This is a genomic window from Chloroflexota bacterium (genome assembly GCA_009840355.1).
Classification (GTDB): Bacteria; Chloroflexota; Dehalococcoidia; order Lucifugimonadales; family JADFKI01; genus Bin90.
In genome coordinates this window covers 19,000-43,171 of sequence record VXNZ01000011.1, presented here as the reverse complement: position 1 = coordinate 43,171, position 24,172 = coordinate 19,000, and the positions used below count along the sequence as shown (strand labels likewise).

The 24,172-nt window shown below is 57.5% G+C and carries 19 protein-coding genes; 5 read left to right on the top strand and 14 right to left on the bottom strand.

Annotated features, from left to right (window positions below; all coding sequences use genetic code 11):
• Positions 1–9 precede the first annotated feature (9 nt).
• Positions 10–699: a hypothetical protein gene (locus F4X57_02580; protein ID MYC06055.1), complete on the bottom strand. Its 690-nt coding sequence runs from the start codon at positions 697–699 to the stop codon at positions 10–12.
• Positions 700–971: 272 nt separating this feature from the next.
• On the opposite strand from F4X57_02580, the gene F4X57_02575 reads away from it, so the two are divergent.
• Positions 972–2,258, top strand: a complete 1,287-nt coding sequence (locus F4X57_02575) for an MFS transporter (GenBank protein MYC06054.1) — start codon at positions 972–974, stop codon at positions 2,256–2,258.
• Positions 2,259–2,423: 165 nt separating this feature from the next.
• Positions 2,424–3,101, top strand: a complete 678-nt coding sequence (locus F4X57_02570) for a 3-oxoacid CoA-transferase subunit B (protein ID MYC06053.1) — start codon at positions 2,424–2,426, stop codon at positions 3,099–3,101.
• Positions 3,102–3,485: 384 nt separating this feature from the next.
• Here the strand turns inward: F4X57_02570 and F4X57_02565 are convergent, their stop codons facing one another.
• The 11 genes from F4X57_02565 to pyrR all read right to left on the bottom strand — a co-directional run bounded on the left by F4X57_02565 (position 3,486) and on the right by pyrR (position 19,063).
• Positions 3,486–6,077, bottom strand: coding sequence for an SMC family ATPase (locus F4X57_02565; GenBank protein ID MYC06052.1), 2,592 nt, complete (start codon positions 6,075–6,077; stop codon positions 3,486–3,488).
• A gap of 140 nt (positions 6,078–6,217) precedes the next feature.
• Positions 6,218–9,604, bottom strand: coding sequence for a carbamoyl-phosphate synthase large subunit (carB, locus tag F4X57_02560; protein MYC06051.1), 3,387 nt, complete (start codon positions 9,602–9,604; stop codon positions 6,218–6,220).
• The gene (locus F4X57_02555) at positions 9,601–9,852 is read right to left on the bottom strand and encodes a hypothetical protein (GenBank protein ID MYC06050.1); all 252 of its coding nucleotides are present in this window, start codon (positions 9,850–9,852) and stop codon (positions 9,601–9,603) included. Before F4X57_02555 ends, carB begins: the two co-directional genes overlap by 4 nt.
• A gap of 38 nt (positions 9,853–9,890) precedes the next feature.
• Positions 9,891–10,646, bottom strand: a complete 756-nt coding sequence (locus F4X57_02550) for a hypothetical protein (GenBank protein MYC06049.1) — start codon at positions 10,644–10,646, stop codon at positions 9,891–9,893.
• A gap of 177 nt (positions 10,647–10,823) precedes the next feature.
• Complete coding sequence (locus tag F4X57_02545; GenBank protein MYC06048.1) at positions 10,824–13,193, bottom strand: ABC transporter substrate-binding protein; 2,370 nt, start codon at positions 13,191–13,193, stop codon at positions 10,824–10,826.
• A 97-nt stretch (positions 13,194–13,290) separates the two neighbouring features.
• On the bottom strand, positions 13,291–14,403 hold the full coding sequence (gene carA / locus F4X57_02540) for a glutamine-hydrolyzing carbamoyl-phosphate synthase small subunit (GenBank protein MYC06047.1): 1,113 nt from the start codon (positions 14,401–14,403) through the stop codon (positions 13,291–13,293).
• Positions 14,404–14,498: 95 nt separating this feature from the next.
• On the bottom strand, positions 14,499–15,122 hold the full coding sequence (locus F4X57_02535) for a hypothetical protein (GenBank protein ID MYC06046.1): 624 nt from the start codon (positions 15,120–15,122) through the stop codon (positions 14,499–14,501).
• Between the two features lie 165 nt (positions 15,123–15,287).
• Entirely contained in the window at positions 15,288–16,616 is a 1,329-nt protein-coding gene (locus F4X57_02530; protein MYC06045.1) for a dihydroorotase, read from the bottom strand.
• Entirely contained in the window at positions 16,613–17,467 is an 855-nt protein-coding gene (locus tag F4X57_02525; protein ID MYC06044.1) for an NUDIX domain-containing protein, read from the bottom strand. Before F4X57_02525 ends, F4X57_02530 begins: the two co-directional genes overlap by 4 nt.
• Positions 17,439–18,473, bottom strand: coding sequence for an aspartate carbamoyltransferase catalytic subunit (locus F4X57_02520; GenBank protein ID MYC06043.1), 1,035 nt, complete (start codon positions 18,471–18,473; stop codon positions 17,439–17,441). Before F4X57_02520 ends, F4X57_02525 begins: the two co-directional genes overlap by 29 nt.
• 59 nt (positions 18,474–18,532) lie before the next feature.
• Entirely contained in the window at positions 18,533–19,063 is a 531-nt protein-coding gene (gene pyrR / locus F4X57_02515; protein MYC06042.1) for a bifunctional pyr operon transcriptional regulator/uracil phosphoribosyltransferase PyrR, read from the bottom strand.
• A 564-nt stretch (positions 19,064–19,627) separates the two neighbouring features.
• Between pyrR and F4X57_02510 the strand changes: the two genes are divergently transcribed.
• Positions 19,628–20,080: an NUDIX domain-containing protein gene (locus tag F4X57_02510; GenBank protein MYC06041.1), complete on the top strand. Its 453-nt coding sequence runs from the start codon at positions 19,628–19,630 to the stop codon at positions 20,078–20,080.
• Positions 20,040–20,621 (top strand): GNAT family N-acetyltransferase, encoded by a 582-nt coding sequence (locus tag F4X57_02505; GenBank protein ID MYC06040.1) that lies wholly within the window; start codon positions 20,040–20,042, stop codon positions 20,619–20,621. Before F4X57_02510 ends, F4X57_02505 begins: the two co-directional genes overlap by 41 nt.
• On the opposite strand, the gene F4X57_02500 is transcribed toward F4X57_02505, so the two are convergent.
• Both F4X57_02500 and F4X57_02495 read right to left on the bottom strand, forming a co-directional pair.
• Complete coding sequence (locus tag F4X57_02500) at positions 20,618–21,550, bottom strand: methionyl-tRNA formyltransferase (GenBank protein ID MYC06039.1); 933 nt, start codon at positions 21,548–21,550, stop codon at positions 20,618–20,620. The genes F4X57_02505 and F4X57_02500 overlap by 4 nt on opposite strands.
• A gap of 111 nt (positions 21,551–21,661) precedes the next feature.
• Entirely contained in the window at positions 21,662–22,675 is a 1,014-nt protein-coding gene (locus F4X57_02495; GenBank protein MYC06038.1) for a hypothetical protein, read from the bottom strand.
• Between the two features lie 167 nt (positions 22,676–22,842).
• On the opposite strand from F4X57_02495, the gene F4X57_02490 reads away from it, so the two are divergent.
• Positions 22,843–24,159, top strand: a complete 1,317-nt coding sequence (locus F4X57_02490) for an MFS transporter (GenBank protein MYC06037.1) — start codon at positions 22,843–22,845, stop codon at positions 24,157–24,159.
• Positions 24,160–24,172: the final 13 nt, after the last annotated feature.

Below are 24,172 nucleotides of genomic sequence, written 5' to 3'. Positions count from 1 at the left end.
CAGTCGAAGCTATGGCAATTTATCACCTATCAGTCCCATAATTTTGTAATTCTTGCTTCTGAGTCCAGCTTTGATGTGGATTACATCGGGATCATCTAAGAGATTCAGTATAGCGTCATCAAGATGCTCTTTGATTGAGTTAGTCAATACAATCCATGGGATTTCGCTATCGGCTGACGAATTTCTTAAGAGTTTGATGAACTCCCTTGATGCACCCCTTTCTTGTTGTAGTATAGATTCAAGAACGGGTCTTCTGTTCACTAACAATCTCCGATTTCTGCGGGCATGATTGTCATTCTTTCCGTGAATTTCGCACTCTTGCTGCCACGACATGAAATGCAGACGATACTCCTTTTGGCTCTTAGTCGAGTGAACTTGTGCCTTCAATCTCTTGTCGTCACGCCAGTGAGGTATCGTATGCAATGGTGTGAAAGGGTTGAAGTCAGATTCACTGTCCAACTTCGGTGAGGACATCCCGATTAGAACTACCGCATCTGTGCCTTTCAACTCCTTGACAGTCATGGGTATCCCATATAACGAATGTCCATCACCATACCTCTTCATCTCTCGATGTAGTTTCTTCGAGTAAGACTCGCCATAAATTTCTATGATAGTCGATTCAGGAATTTTGGCGAGTTCGTTACGAGTTTGCTTGTGGCATTTCTTCAGGTTGTCCAAGGATTTATTTAGTTCGTTCATAATTCGCTCCATTCACAATTTCGTTTAATCACAAATAAAAACACTCCAAATCGGAGTGTTTCAAATAATTTGGGCGCAGGTCGCCCGCCGTATGTGTGTTCCCTGTCGCTAAGTCATGCTCAAACCTCCTTTTTTTCATGCCTCATAAAGGAAAGATGCGCTCCCTTGCGAGAACGCTTATTGTGAAATGGGTAAATCTCCCCCGCTCCACTTCAGCAGTATTATACTACATATAGGTTTCTCTGACCTAATCTCCCGTGTTTAAGCCGTGCATGGCTTCGAGAATCGCCAATTTCGCTATTCCGAAAGTTCGCCAGTTCTTTAAATTAATGCTATCTCCAACTTCGCATCCTGACGGCATAGAACGCACATCCCTGCGAGGGTGGATCGTGCTGATGCTGTGCCAACTGCAGCTGAGCAGCCTGCGCCTATCGTCGTTCGTGCTGGGTGTGCTGCTGCCGTTTATCGCGCAAGACCTCGCGCTTAGTCCGGTGCAAGTCGGGTTGCTGCAAGGCGTGTGGTGGGTTACGGCGGCGGTTGCGCTGCTGCCGTTCGGCGTCTGGTTCTCGCGCTACCGTCCCGTCTCAATTACTTGGCTTTCGATGCTTGTGGTCGCGCCCGTGCTGCTTCTGCAAGGGCTTGCGAACGGCTTCCTTATGCTGTTCGTGGCGCGTTTTCTGGCGGTTCTGTTCCACTCGCTCACGATAGCCGTGCGCCCGCTGCTGTTCCATCAATGGGCAGAAAGGCGGCAGTATGCCCTAATCAACGCGGTCGGCTTGTCGTTGCACAGCCTGCTGCTTGCTATCGCGGTCAGCGCCGGCGCGCTGCTGATAGTCTGGCTCGGAAGCTGGCGAAGCGCATACTACCTGCAGGCGGCATTCGTCGCAGCTCAGGCGATTGCCTTCGTTCTCGTCGCGCGTGAGAGCAAGGCACCGGCGCAGGACATCGACGATGCCCTGCAAAACCAGCCGACTAATCCCCTATCGGCGCTGCGAAAATACAAGCAAGGTTGGCTAATCGCGATAACGATGTTCTCGCTGGCATCGGTGTGGACGGGCATCGTAACATTCCTGCCCACGCTGCTGCAGGAAGACAGAGGCATCGAAATAACGCTGGGCGGACCTCTGCTGGGTTTCCTGTATTACGGCCTGATACCCGGCGCGCTTGCGGGCGGATGGGTAAACTGGAAGTTCAGCAATCGGCGGGTGCTGCTTGCCGTTCCCGCGCTGCTGAATGTGCTGCTTGCGCTCGCCATCGTGCTGACAACCGACACGATGCTGCTGGCTCTGGCGATTACGGCGCTGGGCTTGGTGTGGATAGCAGTGCCCGCGCTAGAGATGCTGCCGTTCGAGTTCGACGACATACGCCCGCGTGAAGTGGCGGCAGTAAGTGCGCTGATAGCCATGTTCGCGGGCTTGGGTTTTGCAGCGGGCCCCATTATCGTGGGCGTGGTCGCTGAGTTAAGCGGCGGATTGCAGACGGGTCTCGTGGTGATGGCGCTAACATCGGGAATTGGCGTAATCGCGGGCTTGCTATATCCTCCATCGCGCGGGGATTAGCCCATGTTGTCATCTGCACGCCAATTGGCATCGGAGTTTATTTGCTTGTGAATGCTATGCCAAATCTGTCTATCTGCCGAGACGATAGCATATTTTCATTGGGTAAATATGAAAGTCTGGTACACTGACAGTCTGAAACGCCGACATACTCAGGAGTTACGCACGATGGCAGCAACGGAAGAGAAGTACAGGCTGGACAGGGAAATCATCGCTATGCGCGTGGCGAAGGAGTTGCAAGACTGCGATGTGGTGAACCTCGGCATCGGCATACCTTCGTTGTGCTCGCAGTTTGTGCCGGAAGGACGCGATGTGCTGTATCACAGCGAGAGCGGCGTGATGAACTTCGGCCCGATGGCGGAGGAGGGTGAAGAGGATGTTGATCTGACGAACGCGAGCGGGCATTTTCTGGCGTGGCATCCGGGAATGTCGTTCTTCCACTCCGCGGACGCATTCGCGATGATTCGCGGCGGGCACATCGATGTAACCGTGCTTGGCGCGCTGCAAGTATCGGCGTCCGGCGACCTCGCGAACTGGATGCTGCCCGAGCGTGGCGTTGGCAATGTGGGCGGCGCTATGGACCTCGCCGTTGGCGCGCGGCGCGTCATCGTCGCGATGGAACACACCGACCGCAGCGGCGGGTCGAAAGTCGTGCAAGAGTGTACCTACCCGCTAACCGGCAAAGGCTGCGTCGATCTGATAGTTACGGACATCGCCGTGATGGAAATAACCGCCGACGGCTTGGTGCTGCGCGAAATCGCGCCCGGATGGACTGCGGAAGAAGTGCAAGCCGCCACGGACGCCGACTTAATAATATCGCCGGATTTGCAAGAGATTGAGCTGTAGCGCGCACACCCACTCCTAGATTCACGTCTGCCTATCGACGGAGATATTCTTGTAGCAAGCGCTCTGACTATTTTGGAATGTCGCATTCGGCCTGTCAGAGAAGGAAGTATCAAGGTGCTGTGGTATTTTGACAACTTCTTCGAAACGAGAATTGAGGAAATAGCGCCGCTCACACGAGAAGCGTTGGACAAAGCGACTTTGATTAGGGCGCAGTAAGGGTTTTCGACGCCGGATTCCATACATCTTGGCGCAGCGCTGGCATACGGATGCCGTGTGTTCCTCACAAACGACTATCGCCTCGAAATCTTCAGCGATATTGGAATTGAAGTAATCGGAGCAAGTGTGTAGTTGGGTCGAGTATATTTCAAGCGGCGGCGTGGCAGCTCACACCACCGCAAATGTGGACCCGCGCTCGCTCTTGCGCACTTCGATGCGGACGGGGAAGGCTTCTTTCATCTGCTCGATGTGCGTGATGACGATTATTTTCTCGAATTCGTCCTGGATCGATTGGATTGCCTCCGTCAGGCGCTCTTGTCCAGACCTGTCTTGCGAGCCGAAGCCTTCGTCTATGAAGAGCACAGGCAGCGGCGCGCCGGAGCGTCTCGCGAGCAGTCGAGACAGCGCAATGCGCAGCGCGAAGTTGATGCGAAACGCCTCTCCGCCGCTGAATGTCAGGTAGTCGCGCGTGCCGAGTTCGTCCCCGATGCGGATCTCCAGCCGCTCCGATGTGCTCTCGTCCAGCTCCAACTTCAAGCTCATGCGGTTGTCCGTAACGCGACCCAAAATCGCGTTGGCGTCGTCTTGCAGCTGCGGGATAGCGCTCTCGATGACGAGCGCCTGTATGCCGTTCTTGCCGAACGCCACGGTCAGCTCGTCGTAGATGCTCTTGTCGCGGGCTAGGCGTTTGTGCTCTTGCCGCAAAGCGCTTATCTGCTTTTCCAAATCCTCGCAGCGGCTGATGTTGCTTTCAAGCACGCCGCGTTCTATCTCGGCGCGCCGCAGTTCGTCCGCCAATTGTTCACTCTGCGATACGGCGGCGGACAGCGCGGTCGTGAGCGAGGGCAGCGATTCCAAGTCTTGTGTCAAAGCGGACATTCGCTCGTTCGCGGCTTCGATGTCTGCTTGGCGCTCGGCGAGCATCTGCCGCGTGGTGTGCAGCGCCTCATCGACGGCGGGAAGATTCGCCTGCGCCTCATTGAGCGCGTGATGCGCCGCGTCAAACTGCCGCAGTTCGCTGACATTCTTGCGCACTTGCTGGTGCGCCTCCGCGTCGTATTCCAGCGCGGCTATGGTCGTTTCCAACCCGGCGAGTTCGTTGCGTTCGTTCTGCGCGAACGCCTTGTCTTTCAGCGCGCGTTCCGTGTCCGTGAGTGCTGTGCGCGCGGCAGCCAAGTCTTCCTGCGCTTGTAGCGAGTCCTGTTCGTCGCGCTTCAAGTTCGCGTCTTCCGCCGCGAGCGCGCGGCTTGAGGAATTGTGCTTCGCTTCCAAAGCGGCGACTTCTGCGGCGGCCCTCTTCCCCTTGTTCGTGAGCGCGTCGATTCGTATGGCGTTCTCGCTGTACGCCGCCTTGCTTTCAACTCCCGTGCGCTGGTATTCGGCGCGGAGATGCTGCTGCCCGTCCGCGCCGAGCGGCTGGTTGCACAGCGGGCAGATGGCATCGCCTTGTTCAAGCATATCGAACTTGCGGCGCGTGTCCTGCATCTGCGCCATCAGCCGCTCGTTGTCCTGCGTGAGCGTCCGGATGCTGGTGTCGATGCCAGCCGCGTCCTTGCGCTGCCGTTCGACGGCACCCGACTGTTTTGCGAGTGTAGCGTGTCGCTGTAGCAGCGCCTCCTGTTGTTCCTTAATCTGCGTCAGGCGATTGGCGCGCGGTTCCAGCTCGGCAGAAATGCGCTGCCGCAATGTGCGCCGCGTCGATGAGATGCGCTCTTCCTGCAGGGCAATCGCCTGCGCGAGCGCCGCACGCCGCGAGTCTAAGCTGCTCTTCTGTGATAGCGCTGTGTCCAGCCTTGCGATCTCAGACTGCGCCGATTGGAGCGCGTCGTAGCCTTGCACAATCTGCGGCGCATTGGCGATGGTCTTGCGGTAATTGTCGGCTCGCCCTTCGTCGGCAACTACCCGTTGCCGCAGCGTGCGGGCGTCTGCTTGCGCCGATTTCACACGCTGCTCAAGGGTGGCGAACTCTGTTTGGAGCGATTGCAGTCTTTGCACTTCGGCGCGAAGGCATTCGACCTGCTTGCGCTGCGATGCCGCTTGCGGCGTGGTTTCCGCGATTGCGGCGTTCACAGCGGCGAGACGCTGCTCGTATTCAGGCTTGCGCGCGGTCTCTTCCGAGTGCAGGTTGATCGCGGTGAGTGCCTGCTGCATATCGCTCCGCAGGCTGCGACTGCGCGTGTTGGCGTCATCGGACAGACGCTGATAGTAAGACAAATCCAGCACTTCGGCGAGGCATTTCTTGCGCTCCGTGGGCGTGCTGGTGGTGAACAGGTCCGCCTGACCCTGCGCGAGATACGCGGTGTTGACGAATGTCTTGAAATCCATATTCAGGATTTCGCTGATACGGATGCCGGTCTCCCTGACGGTATTGCGACTGATAGAGCGAAAAGTCTCGCCGCCGTCGTCGGTCGCAATCTGTAGTTCGAGAGTTGTGCGGCTGTTCTTGCCGCGCACGCCGACGGTGTGCCTGCGGACGACGCGGTAGAGTTGGTCGCTCGCCGTGAAGTCCAATTCCACGCTCATGTCGGTCTGCCCCATGTGCATCAGGTCCGCCATTCGGAGCGCATTGATGCTGCCCGTGCCGGTAGGAGTGGCGCGCGCAACGCCCCAGAGCGCCCAAGTGATAGCATCGAGCAGCGCCGTCTTGCCGTGCCCATTATCGCCGCAAAGACAAGCGACATGGATGCTATCAAAGTGCAGCGCCGGCACGTCGTCGCGGTAGCACATAAAATTCTTGACGCTGAGTTTGAGGGGGATCACAGGTGGTACCTCGCGAACAGGAATTAACAACGATATACAGGATGGGTAATATGTGATAGTTGGCGTCTGCTGTCGCAGACGCTGCAGGGCGCAGGGCGTTACACGCCTTGTCGTCTTCCCGTGTGAGTACCGGGAAAATATCACGACCTGTTGCGATACTCCGGCAGCGGCTTAATGCTGTAATTCGCCGCTCCCCCTATCAGGCTTTCTACGGCGGCGCGGGCGGTGTCTAGCGATGTGAAGCAGGGGATGCGGCGGTCCACGCCGGCGCGGCGTATCTCGAAGCCGTCTTCTAGCGATTCGCGGTCGCCTTCAATTGTATTTACCACCGCCGATACTGTGCCGTCCGCGATGATGTCCACCGTGTTGGGATGCTCGCCGGTGTGCGCCTTCGGTATGGCAAAGGCGTCTATGCCAAGCCCGTGAATCAGCCGCGCCGTGCCTTCCGTGGCGAACAGCGTGTAGCCCGCATCCGCGAGTTGGCGTATCATCGGCACGGCGTCTGCCTTGTCCCTGTCCGCGATTGTCAGTAGTATCGAGCCTTGTTCCGGCAGCATCATGCCTGACGCTATCAGCGCCTTCGCCACCGCCGACGAGAAATCCTCGTCTATGCCCATCACCTCGCCGGTCGATTTCATCTCCGGCCCAAGATATGTGTCCACGCCGGATAGCTTAGACATTGAGAACACCGGCGCCTTCACCGCGACTAGCTTCTGCCTCTTCCACAAGCCGCCTTCATAGCCCGCTTCAGTGATGCTTTTGCCCAGCATCGCCTTTATCGCGAGCCTAATCATCGGCACACCCGTTACCTTAGATATGAACGGTATGGTACGGCTGGCGCGCGGGTTCACCTCTATGACGAACACCTGAGTGTCCTGATTGCCGATTGCGCCGCCTGTCGCAGGGCTGCGATACGCCTGCCCGCCGACCACGACATACTGGATGTTCATCAGCCCCTTGACTTGCAGCGCGCGGCCGATGCGCGTGGTGTAATCGACGATTGTGTCAACCTCAGCCTCGGTCAGTGTCAGGCCCGGGTATATCGCCATGGAGTCGCCGCTGTGTACACCGGCGCGTTCTACATGCTCCATAATGCCGGGAATGAGCACATTCTCGCCGTCGCACACGGCATCCACTTCTACTTCGCGTCCCTCGAAGTACTTGTCAATCAGCACGCGCCTGCCCATTCCCGCCTCGAATGCGTGCGTCATGTAGCGCACAAGCTCGGTGGCATTCTGCACGATTTCCATCGCCCTGCCGCCCAGCACATAACTCGGGCGCACCAGCACAGGGTATCCCACGCGCTGCGCGACATTCAGCGCTTGTTCCAGGTTGCTGACCGCCGCGCCTGGTGGATTGGGGATGCCCGTTCTCGCTAAAAACTCCTCGAACAGGTGGCGGTCGGACGCGATGTCGATGGAACGCGCCGTAGATCCCAGTATCGGCATCTCCACGCTGTCGAGCGTCTGCGATAGGTTGATCGCCGTCTGTCCACCGAACTGCACGATGGAAGGCGGGAAGTCCAACTCGGAGCCGTCTTCGGTGAGCGCTTCGTTTTCCAGAATGTCCAGCACGCTCTCTTCGTCAAGCGGCTCGAAGTACAGGCGGTCGCTGGTGTCGAAGTCGGTCGATACGGTCTCCGGATTGGAGTTCGCCATGATGCTGGAGACGCCCTCTTCGTCGAGCGCCCAAGCCGCGTGCACAGAGCAGTAGTCGAACTCGATGCCCTGCCCGATGCGTATCGGCCCGCTGCCCACTACGAGCGCCTTGCCCGTGTTCATCGGTATGGCTTCGTTCTCTTCTTCGTATGTGCTGTAGAAGTAGGGCGTGAGCGCTTCGAACTCGGCGGCGCAGGTATCCACCATCTTGTACACGGGACGCAGGTCCCACTCGTGGCGCAGGTCGCGGATTTGCTGCGCGGTGCGGTCGGTCAGCTCGCCAATCTTTACATCCGAAAAGCCGAGCCGCTTCGCGCGCCAGAGCCTGTCCGCGTCCAAGTGCGAAGACAGCAGTTCTTCTTCCATCAGCGCGATGTTCTGGAACGCGCGCGTGAACCAGGGGTCGATGCCGGTCGCGCGCGAGAGCGCTTCCGGGCTGACGCCGCGCCGCAGTGTGTACAGCAGTGCCCACAGGCGTTCGTCGTTCGGGTTCAGCGGCAGCCGCGCGCCGTTCAGCCCTTCCAGCATTGCATCAGTGTCGCCGCCGCTCGCCCGTTCCGCGCCATTCTGCGCCGCATCAGCATCGCCGAGACGCCAGCCTTCGCCTTCCCAGAGTATGTCGCGGTTGGTGATTTCCAGCGAGCGCACCGCCTTTTGGAACGCCGCCTCAAACGAGCGGTCGATAGCCATCACCTCGCCGGTCGCCTTCATCTGCGTGGTGATGGAACGGTCGCCCGCCGGGAACTTGTCGAATGGCCAGCGTGGAATCTTCACCACGCAGTAGTCGAGCGCGGGCTCGAACGCGGCGACAGTCTGCTGCGTTACGGCGTTAGGGATTTCGTCGAGGCGCTTTCCCACGGCGATCTTCGCAGCGACACGTGCGATGGGATAGCCTGTCGCCTTGCTTGCCAGCGCAGAACTGCGGCTGACGCGCGGGTTTACCTCGATGATGTAGTATTCGTTGTCCCTGCCGCCGCCGTCGGGCAGCGTCTCGCTGACAACATCGCCCGGCGCGAGCGCCATCTGTATGTTACAGCCGCCTTCGATGCCAAGCGCGCGGATTATTTTCAGGCTGACAGAACGCAGCAGCTGGTATTCCTTGTCGGAGAGCGTCTGACTGGGCGCGACCACGATGCTGTCGCCGGTATGCACGCCCATCGGGTCAATGTTCTCCATATTGCAGATGGTGATGCAGTTGTCGGCGGCGTCGCGCATCACCTCGTACTCGATTTCCTTCCAGCCGATGAGCGAACGTTCCAGCAGAACCTGACTGATGGGGCTTGCGGCTAGACCGCTTGCGACGATGGTGTTGAACTCGTCCATCGTGTGGCAAATGCCGCCGCCCGTGCCGCCAAGTGTGTACGCCGGGCGCACGACCAGCGGCAGCGGCAGCGTCTTGAGCGCTTCGTGCGCCTCTTCCATAGATTCGACGATTGCGCTGGGCAGCACCGGCTCGCCGATGTCCGCCAGCAGCTGCCTGAACAGCTCGCGGTCTTCTGCGTTGCGGATGGTCGCTAGGGGAGTACCGAGCAGGCGCACATCGTACTTTTCGAGCACGCCGGCGTCCGCGAGGTCCACGGCGAGGTTGAGTCCTGTCTGTCCGCCGAGCGTGGGCAGCACGCCGTCCGGACGCTCCGCGGCGATAATGCGCGTTAGCACTTCGACCGTCAGCGGCTCGATGTACACGATATCGGCGATGTCTTCGTCCGTCATAATCGTGGCTGGGTTGGAGTTCACCAGCACGGTGGTAACGCCTTCTTCGCGCAGCGACTTGCACGCCTGAGTGCCGGCGTAGTCGAACTCTGCCGCCTGCCCAATAACGATGGGCCCCGACCCGATGACAAGGACTTTGGAAGGTTTTTCGTTCACTGCTTTCTCGATTCCTCTATTTCAACTGTGATTTTTATCCCCTTGATTTCGTACTGGTCCGACCAGAATTCTTCTGCGCCCAGCAACTCATACACCATTGCGTCGAAGGTTTGCATCGGGTTTTCGGCGCTGGTTTCGCCCTCTCCGCCGTCCCAAAACGTAATGCCTTTGTGTATCGTTCTGGCGCGCCCGTTCTCGAATTCGTAAGATACTTTGAGATTTGATCTAATCTCATCTGTCGTTGTCATTGCTGGAGTCCTCTTGGTCCCTATAAACGCATTTGCATTTAGGTCTGACTGATACCCTTCACCCTAAGATACTCCGCCATCTTGTCCGGGAAGTTCACGGTTGCGCCGTCTGCGCCCACATCTACGACATGGCGCATAAGGTCCTCGTTGTACAGACCCTGGCAGCGAACTACGAATCCTTCGGCGCGAATCCTATCCACCAGGTCCGGTGTCGTTATGTCTGCGCGAGGGCATATCTGTGTCAGACCGAGTTCCTTCGACTGCTCAATAATAGAGTCGTCCCATGTCGCGACGGGTCCCATCGGCACAAGCCAACCCTTGGGTAGGACGGAATCGTAAGCTGCTGCCTCTTCAAGCCATTCCTTGCGGAACGAAGTTATGGTTACACTATCCGTCAAGCCATAGCCGCGCACCATGTCTATCGTGCGCCGCGCCAGTCCGCCCGCAATCTCACGCTGCTTTATCTCGATGTGAAAGTACAGCCTACCTTTGTAGCACTCCAGCGTCTCGCCCAACGATCGTATCCGCTCTCCTGCGTATTCAGCGCCGAACCAGCCGCCCGCGTCCATCGCGCGGAGTTCCGCCAGAGTGAAGTCCGCTACTCTACCTTGAGCGTCCGTCGTCCTGTCCACCGTGTCGTCGTGGATGACCACGATGTGGTCGTCGCGCGTCAGGTGCACATCGAGCTCGATATGATGCACACCCATCGCCAGCGCCTTGTCGTAGGCGGCGAAAGTGTTCTCCGGCGCATACGAAGACGCGCCGCGGTGCGCGACATTCATGAACTTCCGCACGGTCTATTTCCTTTCGGTGGGCATAATTGCCGCACGCTTATCCCTTCTCTCTTGATGAGGGTGAGCCAGATGTGCGATCCTCAGATTTATCACATTTGACCAATCCCCTTCGACCACAGATATTCAGCCATCTTATCGGGGAAGTTGACGGTCACGCCGTCAGCCGGTACGCGCTACCTATTCGGGCGCGATTGCCCTCAGAGATACATTGTCAGACCCTTGGTTATCCTTGGGGCCGAATTCGAGCTCAAAACCGCCTATGTCTATAAGCGTGGTTTCATCAAAGACGTCAAGGAAGCACTCCCGTGTGACATCAAGACCACACTCTTGCAACCGCGCGATTGCCAGACGTCCCGCCATATAGCCTTCCAGCGAGATAAACTCGGGTTCTGCCTCGGAGTCGTATGCGGATAGGGCGGCCCGATACCTGGCGACCAGAGAGTTGCTTTCATCGGTGGGCGGAGGCGTCACCTCGGTCACGAAAACGTCTTCTAGGGATTGGTCGAGTTCCGCAAGCCGACTCTTGAGCGCGTCGCTGCTGACGAATGACACCGCCATGAAGATGGGGGCATCCGTAAGCCTGAGGCGCGTGTATTTGATGAATTCGGCCGTCGGAGTGTAAGAACCGATGATGATGACAGCGTCCGGCTCGGCATTGGCGATACGATAAGCTGCCGACTTCACTGCAGAGGTGTTGCGGATGTAATACCAGGCCGCTACCAGTTCCATGCTATCCCGCTTTTCCAGCGCATTTTTAACTCCTTCCAGCCCGTCATGGCCGAAAGAGTCGTTCTGATACAGCACCGCCACCTTGTTCTTGCCATTCTCTTCTAGGTAATCAACCATAGTCTCGGTCTCATCGTGGTAGGATGCCCGCACATTGAGCACATTGGACTGATCATCGCGTCGGATCAACTGCGTACCGGTGAACGCTCCCACGAAAGGAACGCCGCTGGCTTCCACCGTCGGCAACGCAGCGCGAGTAGTCGGCGTGCCCACTGAGCCAATCAGCCCGAATACACGCTCCCTATTAATCAGCTGATTCGTGCCTGAAAACGCAAAGAAGGGTTCGTAATGGTCGTTGAGTGTCTTAAGCGTCAGTTGTCGGCCATTGACGCCGCCCGCCTGATTCACTTCGTGGAAAGCGGCCAAGATGCCAAGTCGCACCCCTTTGCCTAATGCCTCCGAGGGTCCCGTCAAAGCGGCGGATTGCCCAAACTTAATCTCACTGTCAGTAACCCCCGGCACCATGGCCACTGCCACAGGCGCCGTTGACGGTTGAGAGTCGCCCTGTATGTCTGCCACAATGCCGTCAACTTCAAGCAGTAACTGGCGCTGAACGTTCGCGACCTTAGCAACCAAGACTCGCTCCTGTGTTATCAAGGCGAGTCGATGATACAAGCCGTCGAAGAGGTTGTTATCTCCCTGCCCGCGGTCGAACATTTCCTGAGTGAGTTGGAGCACTTCATCCAACTCGGGGTCCCCAAGCTCCCGCAGATATTCAATGTCCCGAGCAGCGGCGGCAGCCCTCCCATCGAATAGCTCGTGGAGTTGCCCTGCCAATGCAGGATTATCCTGCGTACTCGCCCCAAAGAGCGTGGGGGTTGCAAGATCCAAGGTTGACGTCAAATTTGTCAAATGTATGTAGCGGAGTAATTCTTCTGTGGAGTGACTATCTGAATCAGCCACCAGTTCATAGAATTCGTCGTCTAAGCTGGTGGTGGTAGCAGGGACTATTACTATGGCGCTGTCTTCAGTCACGCTCCGCCTGTTTGCTAGACCGGCAACGAGCAAACCCCACAATGGCTGCCTGCCTTGCTGGATGACATCCGCGTCGGATCCCATATCTCTCACTAATCTAGTAATCTCGCCGGTCCGCTCGGGGCGGGCTGCCTCGGCAAGTATCGCCAGTTGCGCTTCCATGTCTGCCTTATGTTCGTCTATCACCGTCTCAGATTGAGTAATGCTGTCCGGCGTCATCGCAGGAGTAGTAGGGCCGGACAAGGCAACCAACTCACCGGCAAGCCTAGAAATACGAACCGCGGCGGCGAGGGCTTGGACGTCGGAGTCAAGAGCCTGTACCTCTTCGTCAGGGTCTCCCTCTACTTCCAGCAACTGCCATGCCGACCAATTTACGGGTTCTGCGCCCGGGCTGCTTTTGCTGCCTACACTGAACTGGTACTGCGCTGCTCCGTTAGTCGGATTGCTGACCGTTAAGGTGTGCGTAGTCGTTTCGCTTCCGTCAACATTATAGGTCAGGACGAGATTCTGCCAGTCCTGACCGGCGTAATGAGCGTCCCAGGCAGCATCATTGTCCACCCAGCGAATGACATAACCCAAAGCGCCGGACACCGCCTCCCAAGACACCACCACCTCGCCGGGATTGGCGCCATTGACCGCCTGCACGTTAGCGGGAGCGGGGGTGGTGGGCAAACCCGTTTGCGCCTGGGCTTCGTTGTCCGGTACCAGCCACCCAACAACGGCGGCAAATGCAACCGCGACAATAATAGCCATGACCGGAAGTGCAATGCGTTTCATCTTCATCATATAGTTTATATCCAGAGCCTTATTTTCATTGTCGCTAACTTCAACGAATCTTCTGATGAAATATAGTAGATTTATAGCAAATTTTGCAGTTATCGCGTCACCCCTCCGCGTAGTCGATCATCTCCATGAACCTGTCGAACATATACTCGTTATCGAGCGGACCCGGGGACGCTTCCGAATGATACTGTATCGTCATCACAGGCAACGATGTATGGCGCAAACCCTCTACGGTGTCGTCGTTCAGGTTGATGTGGCTAACCTCGACCTCTGACGGCAGTTTGTCCGGATCGACAGCGAAACCATGATTCTGCGCGGTGATGTTTACCAGCCCTGTCTGCAAGTCTTTGACTGGGTGGTTCGCCCCGCGATGCCCGAACTTGAGCTTGTATGTGCTGCCGCCTACCGCGCGTCCGACGACCTGATTGCCGAGGCATATCCCGAACACCGGCAGCCTGCCGAGCAGCCCCTTGGTCGTCTCAACGGCGTAGTCCAGAAGCTCAGGGTCGCCGGGCCCGGGCGATAGCATGATGCCGTCCGGGTTGCGCGCGAGTATGTCCTGCGCCGACGCGGTGGCGGGCATGGCGACAACTTCGCAGCCGCGAGAGCGCAGCATCCGCAGGATGTTGTACTTCAAACCGAAGTCGCTGACTAGGATGCGGCGCGTGGTCTCAGGGGCCGGCTGCTGCCAAAGCGGGCTGTTCCAGTCGTATGCGCTCTCAGTCGAAACCTGTCGCACGAAGTCCAGATCGCCGTAAGCGGGGATTTCTTCTAGGCGCGCCAAAGTCTTTTCTGGCGGCTCTCCGACGCCGATTGCGCCCATCATCACGCCCTGCGTGCGTAGTCGGCGGGTGATGGCGCGCGTGTCCACGCCGCTAATGCCCGCGATGCCCTCGGATTGCAGGTATTCGTGCAGCGTCATGTCACTGAGAGAATGGCTGGGGCGAAGGCTATGTTCGCGTACTACGAAGCCGGAGACCTGGACGCGGCGCGATTCCACATCGCGCGAGTTGATGCCGTAGTTGCCGATGAGCGGATAAGTGGGCACGACAATCTGCCCGGCAAACGACGGGTCGGTCAGCATCTCCTGATAGCCGGTCATGGAAGTGGCAAAGACAACCTCGCCAAACGCGGAAGACTGCGCGCCAAACGCATACCCGCGATAAGTAGAGCCGTCTTCAAGAACTAGGTGGGCTGGTGTTGGTTTTGGCATTGGTTTGTGGGTACTCCGATATTTCTCTTGCGAATTATAAGGTCTTACAAAATGACTTGTGCGCTCAATCATCCTTAGGTGAGTTTCGGCTTCTTCTATGCAGCTTCTGCCAGACCGTAATGAAAGGTCTCTTTAAGTGAGGCAATTACAATCTTCGACTGGAAACGCCGAAGGTAGACATCAGTGTATTCCGCGACCATGCTGAAACCAGTATTGTATTCAGGCAGTGGCTGTTGCGCACTAAATGGGCTCCAACTCAGGAGCACAGACTGTCCCATTTTGACTATGGCGTTATGCTTCTTGCTTTTGTTTTCTAAATAGTCAAAGGAACTGTCTTCAGGTTTTTCGAGCCAGACCGAGAGATTCAATGCAGGTCCCCGACCAATGTTTTCAAATTGGGCATCTATCCCACTTGTTCCGTAAGACCGGAGTGTCAACAAAACAATCGGAGCAAAGGAATTTCGCTCTGAGTCAACAGCAACTCTTACTGCTTCCTTAGTTGTGTTGACTTGCTCCGAAGTCGCCTTGTAAGTCTTATGAATGGCCTTTGCATATACAATCGTAACAATGACCAGAACCACTAAGGTAAAGGACTGTACTGCGGCGTTAGGGTCAAGATCAGTGACATACGAGGAAATGACAAGTGCCACCAATACTAGAAGACCAAATCCGCACGAGATTGCCTCGGTCTTGTAGTCCGACCAGATTTTATTTGCCAAGCCTCTCATCCTGCCCAACTGAGTTACCCTTCTTACTGCGTTACCAGTCCTCTTCCGGCAGCGATGCCAACTGCATTTACATCAGTTCATCGTCAAGCGCCGACGATTCTATAGCATAAACCCTGTCCAAAGCCCCGCGAACTTCCGAATCTGATAGGTTTGTCACTATTGCACCACCTCCCCGCTAACCAGCGTCGCATGCACTCTCCCACGCAGGGTGGCGCCCTGCAGCGGCGTGTTCTTGCCTTTGGACGCGAACTGCGCCGTATCCACAACCCACTCCTCATCCGGGTTGATGATGGTGATGTCCGCTACGGCGCCTTGTCGGAGCGTGCCGATGTCGTTGCGGTGCAGGAATCGCGCGGGCGATGCAGTGAGCTTATCAATCAGCAAGGGCAGCTCTATCGCGCCGCTGTGCACCAGCTCCATCAGCTGCCCGAGCGCCGTCTCGAACACGCTGATACCGAACTCCGCCTCGTGGAATGTGCACTGCTTGCCGGTGAAATTGTGCGGCGCGTGGTCGGTGGCGATGAAGTCGATGACTCCGTCGCGCAACCCGGCGACCAGCGCGTTCATGTCCTTCTTTGCGCGCAGCGGCGGGTTGACCTTCGCCGTGGTGTCGTAGGCGGCGGGCGTAAGCGGCGCAAACATGCAGTTGATAGAGCTGCCGTCCGCCGTTCTGCCCAGCGCCGCAACATCCGTCATCGTTAGGTGATGCGGAGTAACCTCCGCGCTCACATTCGTCATGCCGCGTTCCTTCGCGCGGCGCACCAATTCGAGCGAGCCCTCCGTGGTCAAGTGCGCCACATGGTAGCGCCCGCCCGTAAGCGCCGCGAGTTCAATGTCGCGCCCGACCATTATGTCCTCGGATGCGTTGGGTATGCCTTTTAATCCGAGCCGATTGGACACCCAGCCTTCGTTCATAGAGCCGCCATGGAACAGCGACGGCTCTTCGCAGTGGTTGATAACGGGCAATCCTACCGCCGAGCTGTACGCGAGCGCCTGCCGCATGATGTTTGCGTTGAAGATAGGGTTGCCGTCGTCGCTGAAGCCGATAGCACCCGCGTCCGCAAGCTCGCCCATTTCCGCGAGTTCCGCGCCTGCGCTGCGCTTCGTTACGCTGCCGATAGGCAGCACGCGCACGGTCGCCTCGTCGCGCGCCTTGCGAAGCACATACTCCAGTGTGGCGGCTGTGTCCATTGCCGGGTTCGTGTTGGGCATCGCGCAGACGGTCGTGAAGCCGCCGCGCGCCGCCGCAAGCGTTCCGGATGCGATGGTCTCTTTGTCCTCGAAGCCCGGTTCGCGCAGGTGGCAGTGCACATCAACGAAGCCGGGCGCCACGACCATTCCGGCAGCATCGATGACTGCGCCGTGCTCCGGCGGCGCGATGTTCTGCGCCACACCGCTTACCACGCCATTTTCCACAAGCAAGTCGCAAATGCCGTCCATGTCCTGCGACGGATCTATCAGCCTGCCGCCCTTGATGAGAATCATTCCTGAGTGCGCCACTCGCTCTCTCCTTGCAGCATTTCCAACATCGGCTCTACATAGTCGAATAGGGGAAGTTTCACTGAGCCGTCCCACCAGGCGAATTCGCAGTGTTCGTCGCCCAGTACGACATCTCCGGCAGCCTTCACGCCGAAGACGGCGTGAACCCGTCCCAAGTAGTCTTGGTCGTCTGCTGCCCAGTAATCGCAATAGTCGAAGAGATAGTCGGCTTTGCCCATGGTCAATCCGGTCTCTTCGCGCAGTTCTCGTTCGACGGCATCCGCAGGTAGTTCGCCATCTTCAATTCCGCCGCCCGGGAATTCAAACTCTACATCCTGCGGTTCCCTCACGAGCAGGACTTTGCCATTTCGAATCACTATTGCGGTAGCCCTGTGTCTAATTCTCCTTTCTATTATGCCCACGCGGCGCAGTATCGCGTTCACATGCGGATGTACCGGTACATCGGGACCACCGCCCCACCAAGCGTATTCCACTACAAGTGGATCACGCGAAATGTCCACAGCGCCGTCCGCCTCAACGCTGAAGACATAGTGGTGGTTATACTTGCCGTCGTGCGTGAACAAATACTGCACAGCGGTCGCGGTCAGCGTTGTCTCCTCTTCAAGTTCGCGTACTACGGCATCTTCAGGCGATTCACCCTCGTCAATCCCGCCGCCGGGCAGCATGAACGCGGGTCTGAACTTGTCGCGCACAACCAATATGCGGCCGTCACGGACAACAATGGCGGTCGCCCTTTGGCGAGGCGTTTCAGTCAACTTTATCCTCCCTATCCCTGTCCTAAGCTTGTCGAAGGGCTGTCCATTGATATTAGCTAACGCGCGGTGTAACTGCCGCATACAGCAGCGCCATTCGCACAGCTACTCCGTTCGTGACCTGTTCTTCGATGACCTGCTGTGCGCCGTGCGCCACTTCCGGGTCGATTTCTATGCCTTCGTTCATGGGCCCCGGGTGCATTACCAGCGCGTCGGGCTTGGCGAGCTGCATGCGGCGCGGCGTGATGCCGTACATCCGCGAGTATTCGCGCAAAGTGGGCAGGTGTCCCGCTTCCTGCCGCTCCGATTGCAGGCGCAGCGCCATCACCACATCGGCATCGGCGAGCGCGCGTTCCACATTCGTCTCGACTTTCACGCCGGCGAAGGGATGCTCGGGCGCGCCGTCCTCTATGCCGTTGCCGATGCCGCCTAGGAAGTCGGACGGTATCAGCGTTGGCGGCGCGCATAGCGTTACATCTGCGCCCATCTTCGTCAGCCCCCATAGATTGGAGCGCGCCACACGGCTGTACAACAAGTCGCCCACGATGACGACCTTCAAGCCTTCGACTTTGCCGAAGTGCTCGCGGATGGTGTACAGATCAAGCAGCGCCTGCGTGGGATGCGCGTGCGTGCCGTCGCCCGCGTTGATGACGGCAGAGTTCAGGAAGCGCGATAGGAAGTGCGGCGCGCCCGAGTGTGGGTGGCGCATCACGATGATGTCCGCGTTCATCGCCTGCAATGTGAGCGCTGTGTTGTACAGCGACTCGCCCTTTTCCACGCTGCTCCCGCTGCCGGATACATTTATCACATCCGCGCTGAGTATCTTGCCCGCCTGCTCGAACGACACGCGCGTCCGCGTGCTGGCTTCGTAGAATAGCGTGATGATGGTCTTGCCGCGCAGCGTTGGCACTTTCTTGATGTCGCGCTGCAACACCTCGCGCATCACTTCCGTGTTCTGCAGCACCACCTCGATCTCTTCGCGCGTGAAATCGTCCAGGTCAAGGATGTGTCGCGGCGTGGCTGGTCGCGCGCCGTTCGTGTGTGGCAGCGGCGCTTGCCGCACAGGTCCGCGGCGAGTTGTCGTCGTCATCAGTCGCTCTCCATCAGGGTTTGCCCTTCGACAAGTCGGTCAAGTCTTTCACTTTAGAATCACTCCCTCATCAGCGCAATCTGATCGATGCCGTCTATCTCGCTCATATAGACTTGCACAGATTCTTCGCGCGATGTCGGCACATTCTTGCCCACATAGTCCGGGCGAATGGGCAACTCGCGGTGTCCCCTGTCCACGAGACTGGCGAGCTGTATTTCACGCGGTCGTCCGAAGTCGTTCAGCGCGTCCATGGCGGCGCGGATGGTGCGCCCGGTGTACAGCACATCGTCCACCAGCACCACGCAGCGCTCGTGCACGCCGGACGGGATGCTGGTGTGCATTAGTCGTCTTCCGCGCTCTGCGATGTCGTCGCGGTACAGCCCGACATCCAGCTCGCCGACCGGCACATCGACGCCTTCGAACTGGCGAATGAACTCGGCGATGCGCTTTGCCAGCCACACGCCGCGAGTCTGAATGCCGACCAGCACGATGTCTTCGACACCGCCGTTGCGCTCCAAAATCTCGTGCGAAATGCGGACGAGAGCGCGTCGTATTTCGTCCGCGCCGAGTATGCTGCGTTCAGTTGAAATAGCGGGCGAACTACCGGGCGCGCCGCCGCTATTCGCGCTGTCAGGCAAGGAATTGTCCAACAAAAAAAACCTCTCGCCGGGCGGCAAGAGGTCAGACGATCAGCACTGTCGTGCAACCGGCACACAACTGCGGCAAAATCGTCGTCTCCCTTGCCAGCCTCTCCGGACTGAGTTAAAGGGGCATTCTCTAGATTTGCTGCTACCATTGTACAAGCAGCGGCGTACACGCTTCAAGGAAGATTACGCGATCTTTTACCATATCTATCCTGCTCATACTGTTAGTTGATAATGATTGGTCATTCCGAGCAGGGCGAGGAATATGAAATCGTCATGGCAAAATCGTTCAGATATTTCGGAATCATCACTTCGCTTCGCTGCGTTCGGAATGACATTGAGGCGTGTGCTATCTTGTTCATACTGTCAATTAAGGATGAAATCAACATCGGTGTACAGAATAAGCAGGATGGAATGGGATTGTGGATGGTGCGAGACGCGCCTTGACGCGCTTTCGCGTAAGACACTAGAATAGCGCGGAATACGGTTCGCAAGGCAAGGAACGGCGTATTGGCTGATGTGATTGAAATGGAGTCTATGGGCGGCGTGGTGGCGCGGACGCGCGGCGGCGACGTGGAATTCGTAGTCTGCGGGTTCGACGCGCAGCAAGGCAATGTCGTCTGGGGGCTGCCGAAGGGAACGCCTGAAGACGGCGAAACGCGCGAACAGACCGCCCTGCGCGAGGTGAACGAAGAGACAGGTTTGCAAGTTCGCATCGATGACTTCGTGGGCAGCATAGACTACTGCTTCGCCCGGTTCGATGACGGCGCGCCTTGCCACAAGGTCGTGCACTTCTACCTGATGAGCGCGTACGGCGGCGACCTGTCGCTGCACGACCACGAATTCGACTATGTGCGCTGGCTTCCTGCGCCGGAAGCCTTGAGGACGCTGACTCACGATAACGAGGTCCGAGTTGTTAAGAATGCCCTTCAGCTTATCTCGAAGAAAGCCCGAACCGGCTGAACCCATCTCGCTTGAAGGCAAGAAGGTGGAGCTTCGGGAGAAGCGCATCGAGGACGCACTCAACGACTACACTTGGCGGGTGGACGACGAACTCGCCAAGTTAGACGCCACACGCCCGTTAAACATGGCGTACAACGACTTCTTGCGATACTCGCAGGAAGAGATAGACTACCCTAGCGCACGCTCCAAGCGCTTCGGCATCGACGACCTGACGGGTAAGCACATCGGCAACTGCATGTACTATGACATAGACACGCGCCGCCGCGAGACCGAGCTGGGCATAATGATCGGCGACCGCGCGTACTGGAGCAAGGGCTACGGCACGGATGCCGTGGACACGCTGCTGAAGTACATCTTCACGCAGACGAACTTGGAGCGCGTATATCTGCACACGCTGGACTGGAATCACCGCGCGCAGAGGTCATTCGGCAAGTCAGGCTTCCGCCAAGTCAAGCGCGTACGCAAGCGCGGCTTGGACTTTATCCAAATGGAAATCCTGCGCGACGAGTGGGAGAAGATGCAGGGTTTAGGTGAGGGCTAGTCACCAAACCTATCCCCCACCTTCAAGCCAACTGCTTCAATCCACTCGGGCGCGTTCACCTTGCGCTGGCGTCCCTGCTGCACTCTGCCTACGAAGATAGATCCGCCGTTCGCCGCGATGCGGAAGCCATCGTCCGTGATTTCCGTAACCTCGCCTGGTGCCCCGCCTGCATCGCTGTCAGACTTGCTCGCGCGGAAGAAGCGCACGCTGTCGTCTCCGAATGTCGAGCCGGAGCCTGGGCTGGGGTCGCTGCCGCGAATCAAGTTGTAAACCTCTCCGACCGGCTTGTCCCAGTCTATGACCACGTCCTCAGCTCGGCACCAACCTTCGTAGGTGGCGTCGTCGTGGTTCTGCTCAATGCGCGGCGCGGTGCCCGCCTTGACCATATCGACCGCCTCGACCATCGCGTCCACGCCCATCGGGAACAGCCTGCCGAAATACACCGAGCCGAGCGTGTCGTCCGGTCCTATCTCGGTCTCCTTTTGCAGCAGAACGGGACCGGTGTCCAAGCCCTTGTCTGGCCAGAATACCGTTAGCCCTGTCTTTTCCCTGCCGAAAATGATGGGCCAATTGATAGAACTCGGACCGCGGTGCAACGGCAGCAGCGACGGGTGATACTGTATCGTGCCCTGTGTTGGCGCTTCGAGAATTGCGTCCGGCACGATGTCGGTTACGAACGCCATCACGCACAGGTCGGCATTCAGCGCCAAGAACGCGTCGATGCAGTCTTGGTTGCGCATGCGGCGAAACTGCAAGACGGGGATGTCATGCCCCTCGGCGGCAGTCTTGATTGGGTCGGCCGGTCTGCCTTCCCTATCCGGCGGGCAGAACACGCCCACAATGTTCTCGTCGTGCTCAACGAGCGCGTTCAGCACACTCTCGCCAAATGCCGCTTGCCCAATAAGCGCAATCCTAAAGTCGTCAGCCATGGAAATCTCCTTCGGGGAAGTGTCGGTATGTCAGTCGGGTATGTCAGTTAGTCAGTCGGCGAGTTAAATCGCCATTCCTGTGGCAGCAGGAATCCATTATCCGGTTGTGTGTCAGCAGAGTTTCAGATCGCTAGTCTTGCTCGCGGTCTTCAGTGAATCTAAAGTTACATAACGCTGACCTTTCATCACCCAACCCACTCGCTTTCCACCCTTACCTATCAGGTCATTAGCGATAGGCTTGTCTAGCGTTATAGTCTCAGGATCATCAGGGCCGCTCAAAAAGATGATCTTGGTCTCCGCATTGAAATTCTCAATCTCATTGCATTGCTTAATTCGCTTGAATATCTCGTTAGCGAGTTCCCTCTCTTGAGAGTCTTCAAGTGAGTCGATTTCTACCTGCCTCGTAAAGTTAATGGGGCCTACCACCGACTTCACTTTAGGCACAATGATCTTGATTTCTTGGCCTGTGTAAAAGGCAATATGGTTTGAAGGCTTGGCCAGTCCATATCCTGCTCTATATCCGCTGATGAAAGGCTCTGCAACTTTGCCTAAAGCGTTATACGCCGGCCAAGCCCAACCGGCAGAAGCCACCGCGACTCTGTCGGCAGAAGATATTGTAAGTGCTTCGTGATCGAGAAATGAACTAAACTCTCTTAGCAGGTAATCATCCATCGATAAAGGTGGTGCATCTTTGCTGTCGAGTATTTCTGACACTATGTTGTCCAATTTCCTGAAGTTCGCCCATACGATTCTTTCTCTATCATTTTTACTTATAGAGTTGCTATCTAAATTAGTTGGTCTATCGTCGTCAGGAATGAGTACGAGCAGTTTTTCGTTGGGCTTCACTGCTTTCATGTGGTTTCTGATCTGTACAACGCCTACTTTATCGTGTTCTATCTTAGTCTCTATCCATACGCTATGCCCGGTCTCGATTTTGGCATCGGGTATGGAATCAACCCCTCTTGGTTGATTGGCAAATGTGACAAGCCCAAACTCCTCGTCTCCCAACAATCCCTCAAGTATGCGATTCATGTTGGCTACACTCAGCCGCTCAAGCACAGCAAGAAAAGTGGCAGTAACGCGATTCTCCCCTTGACTATATGTCGAAAACAGCGGCGTGGTCATCTTCTAATCCCCCCAGTGTATTGGCGCGAGCCTATTACCAGTCAGTTATACCACCATCGCACCCCAACGGCAATCAACATCCTCCGCATCCTGTAAGTCCTAGCAGTCCTCATCCCGCTGACAGACTGACTTACTGATGGACTGAAACACTGATATACTTGCTACCTATGCTTAAAATCATGCGCGCGCTGCGCCCTAAGCCGATTCCCATTTACGCTGGTTGGTGGGTCATATCCGCGCCGTTTCTTGCCGCTATGCTCACTGTCGGATCGGGGCAGTACGCCTTTGGGCTGCTTATCCCGCCGCTGGAGCAGGAGTTCGGCTGGACGCGCACGCAGATAAACTTCTCGCTGTCCTTCACGGCGGCGGGCAGCCTCATCGCGCCGTTTCTAGGTCGCGTCATGGACAGGCACGGCGCGAAGAACATCCTAGCGGCGTCCATAGCGCTCATCGCCGTCAGCTACCTGCTGCGCCCGCTCATGACCGAGTTATGGCACTGGTATGCGCTCAGCTTCGTGCAGTACTTTGGCTTCGCCGGCGCGTCCATCCTGCCGGCAGGCAGGCTCGTGGGCATCTGGTTCCAACGCTCGCGTGGGCGTGTGATGGGCATAACGCTCATGGGTAACAACTTTGGTGGCATGACCTTTTCGCCGCTGACCACGCTTGCGCTTGGGATGTCGTGGCACTGGGCGTTCATCAGCCTGTCGCCGTGGCAGGGGACATACCTGCTGTTCGGAGCAATCGGGGCATTGCTGACGGTCTATGCGCTGCTGGTGGTGCGCGATTTCCCGACGCGGGCGCAAGTGCGCCGTCAAGCGGTCGAGGAAGACGACGGGCCGGACGATGCGCCGGTCGTGCTAACAGGCTGGTCGCTGCGCGAGGCGCTGCGGACGAAAGCATTCTACGCGATGACGCTGGCGGTGATGCTCGGCTCTTTCACATACAGCGCGGTGCTGACGCAGATGGCGGCGCACCTGACGGAAGAGGGCGTTTCGGCGGGTGTGGCGGGATTCGCGCTGGGACTACTGGCGGGCTTTGGAATGCTCGGCAAGTTCGTGATGGGGCTGCTCGCCGACCGCATAACGGCGCGCTACGCTCTGATGATGGACTTGCTGGGGCAGGCGGGCTTTCTTGTGTTGCTCACTTACTTCGCGGGGCAATTCGTCCCGCTGCCGGCGTTCATACCCGTAGCGGAATTGCCACTCGTCTGGATATTCGTGCCGCTGTTCGGCTTCTTTCTGGGCGCGTTCGGCGCGCTTTTCCCGCTCATCGTGCAAGACGCATTCGGCATTCGGTACTATGGCAGCATCATGGGCGTGATGAGCATAACGATGGCAGTGCCCGCGTTCGTCGGACCGCTTCTTGCGGGATGGTCGTTCGACTACACGGGCAGCTACCGCTTCGCGTTCCTGTTGGTCGCGGCGCTCTTCTTCACCGGCGCGATTGCGCTGACTCAAGCGGGCACCCCCAGGCGTAGGGAATAGCGTGGTAGCGTCT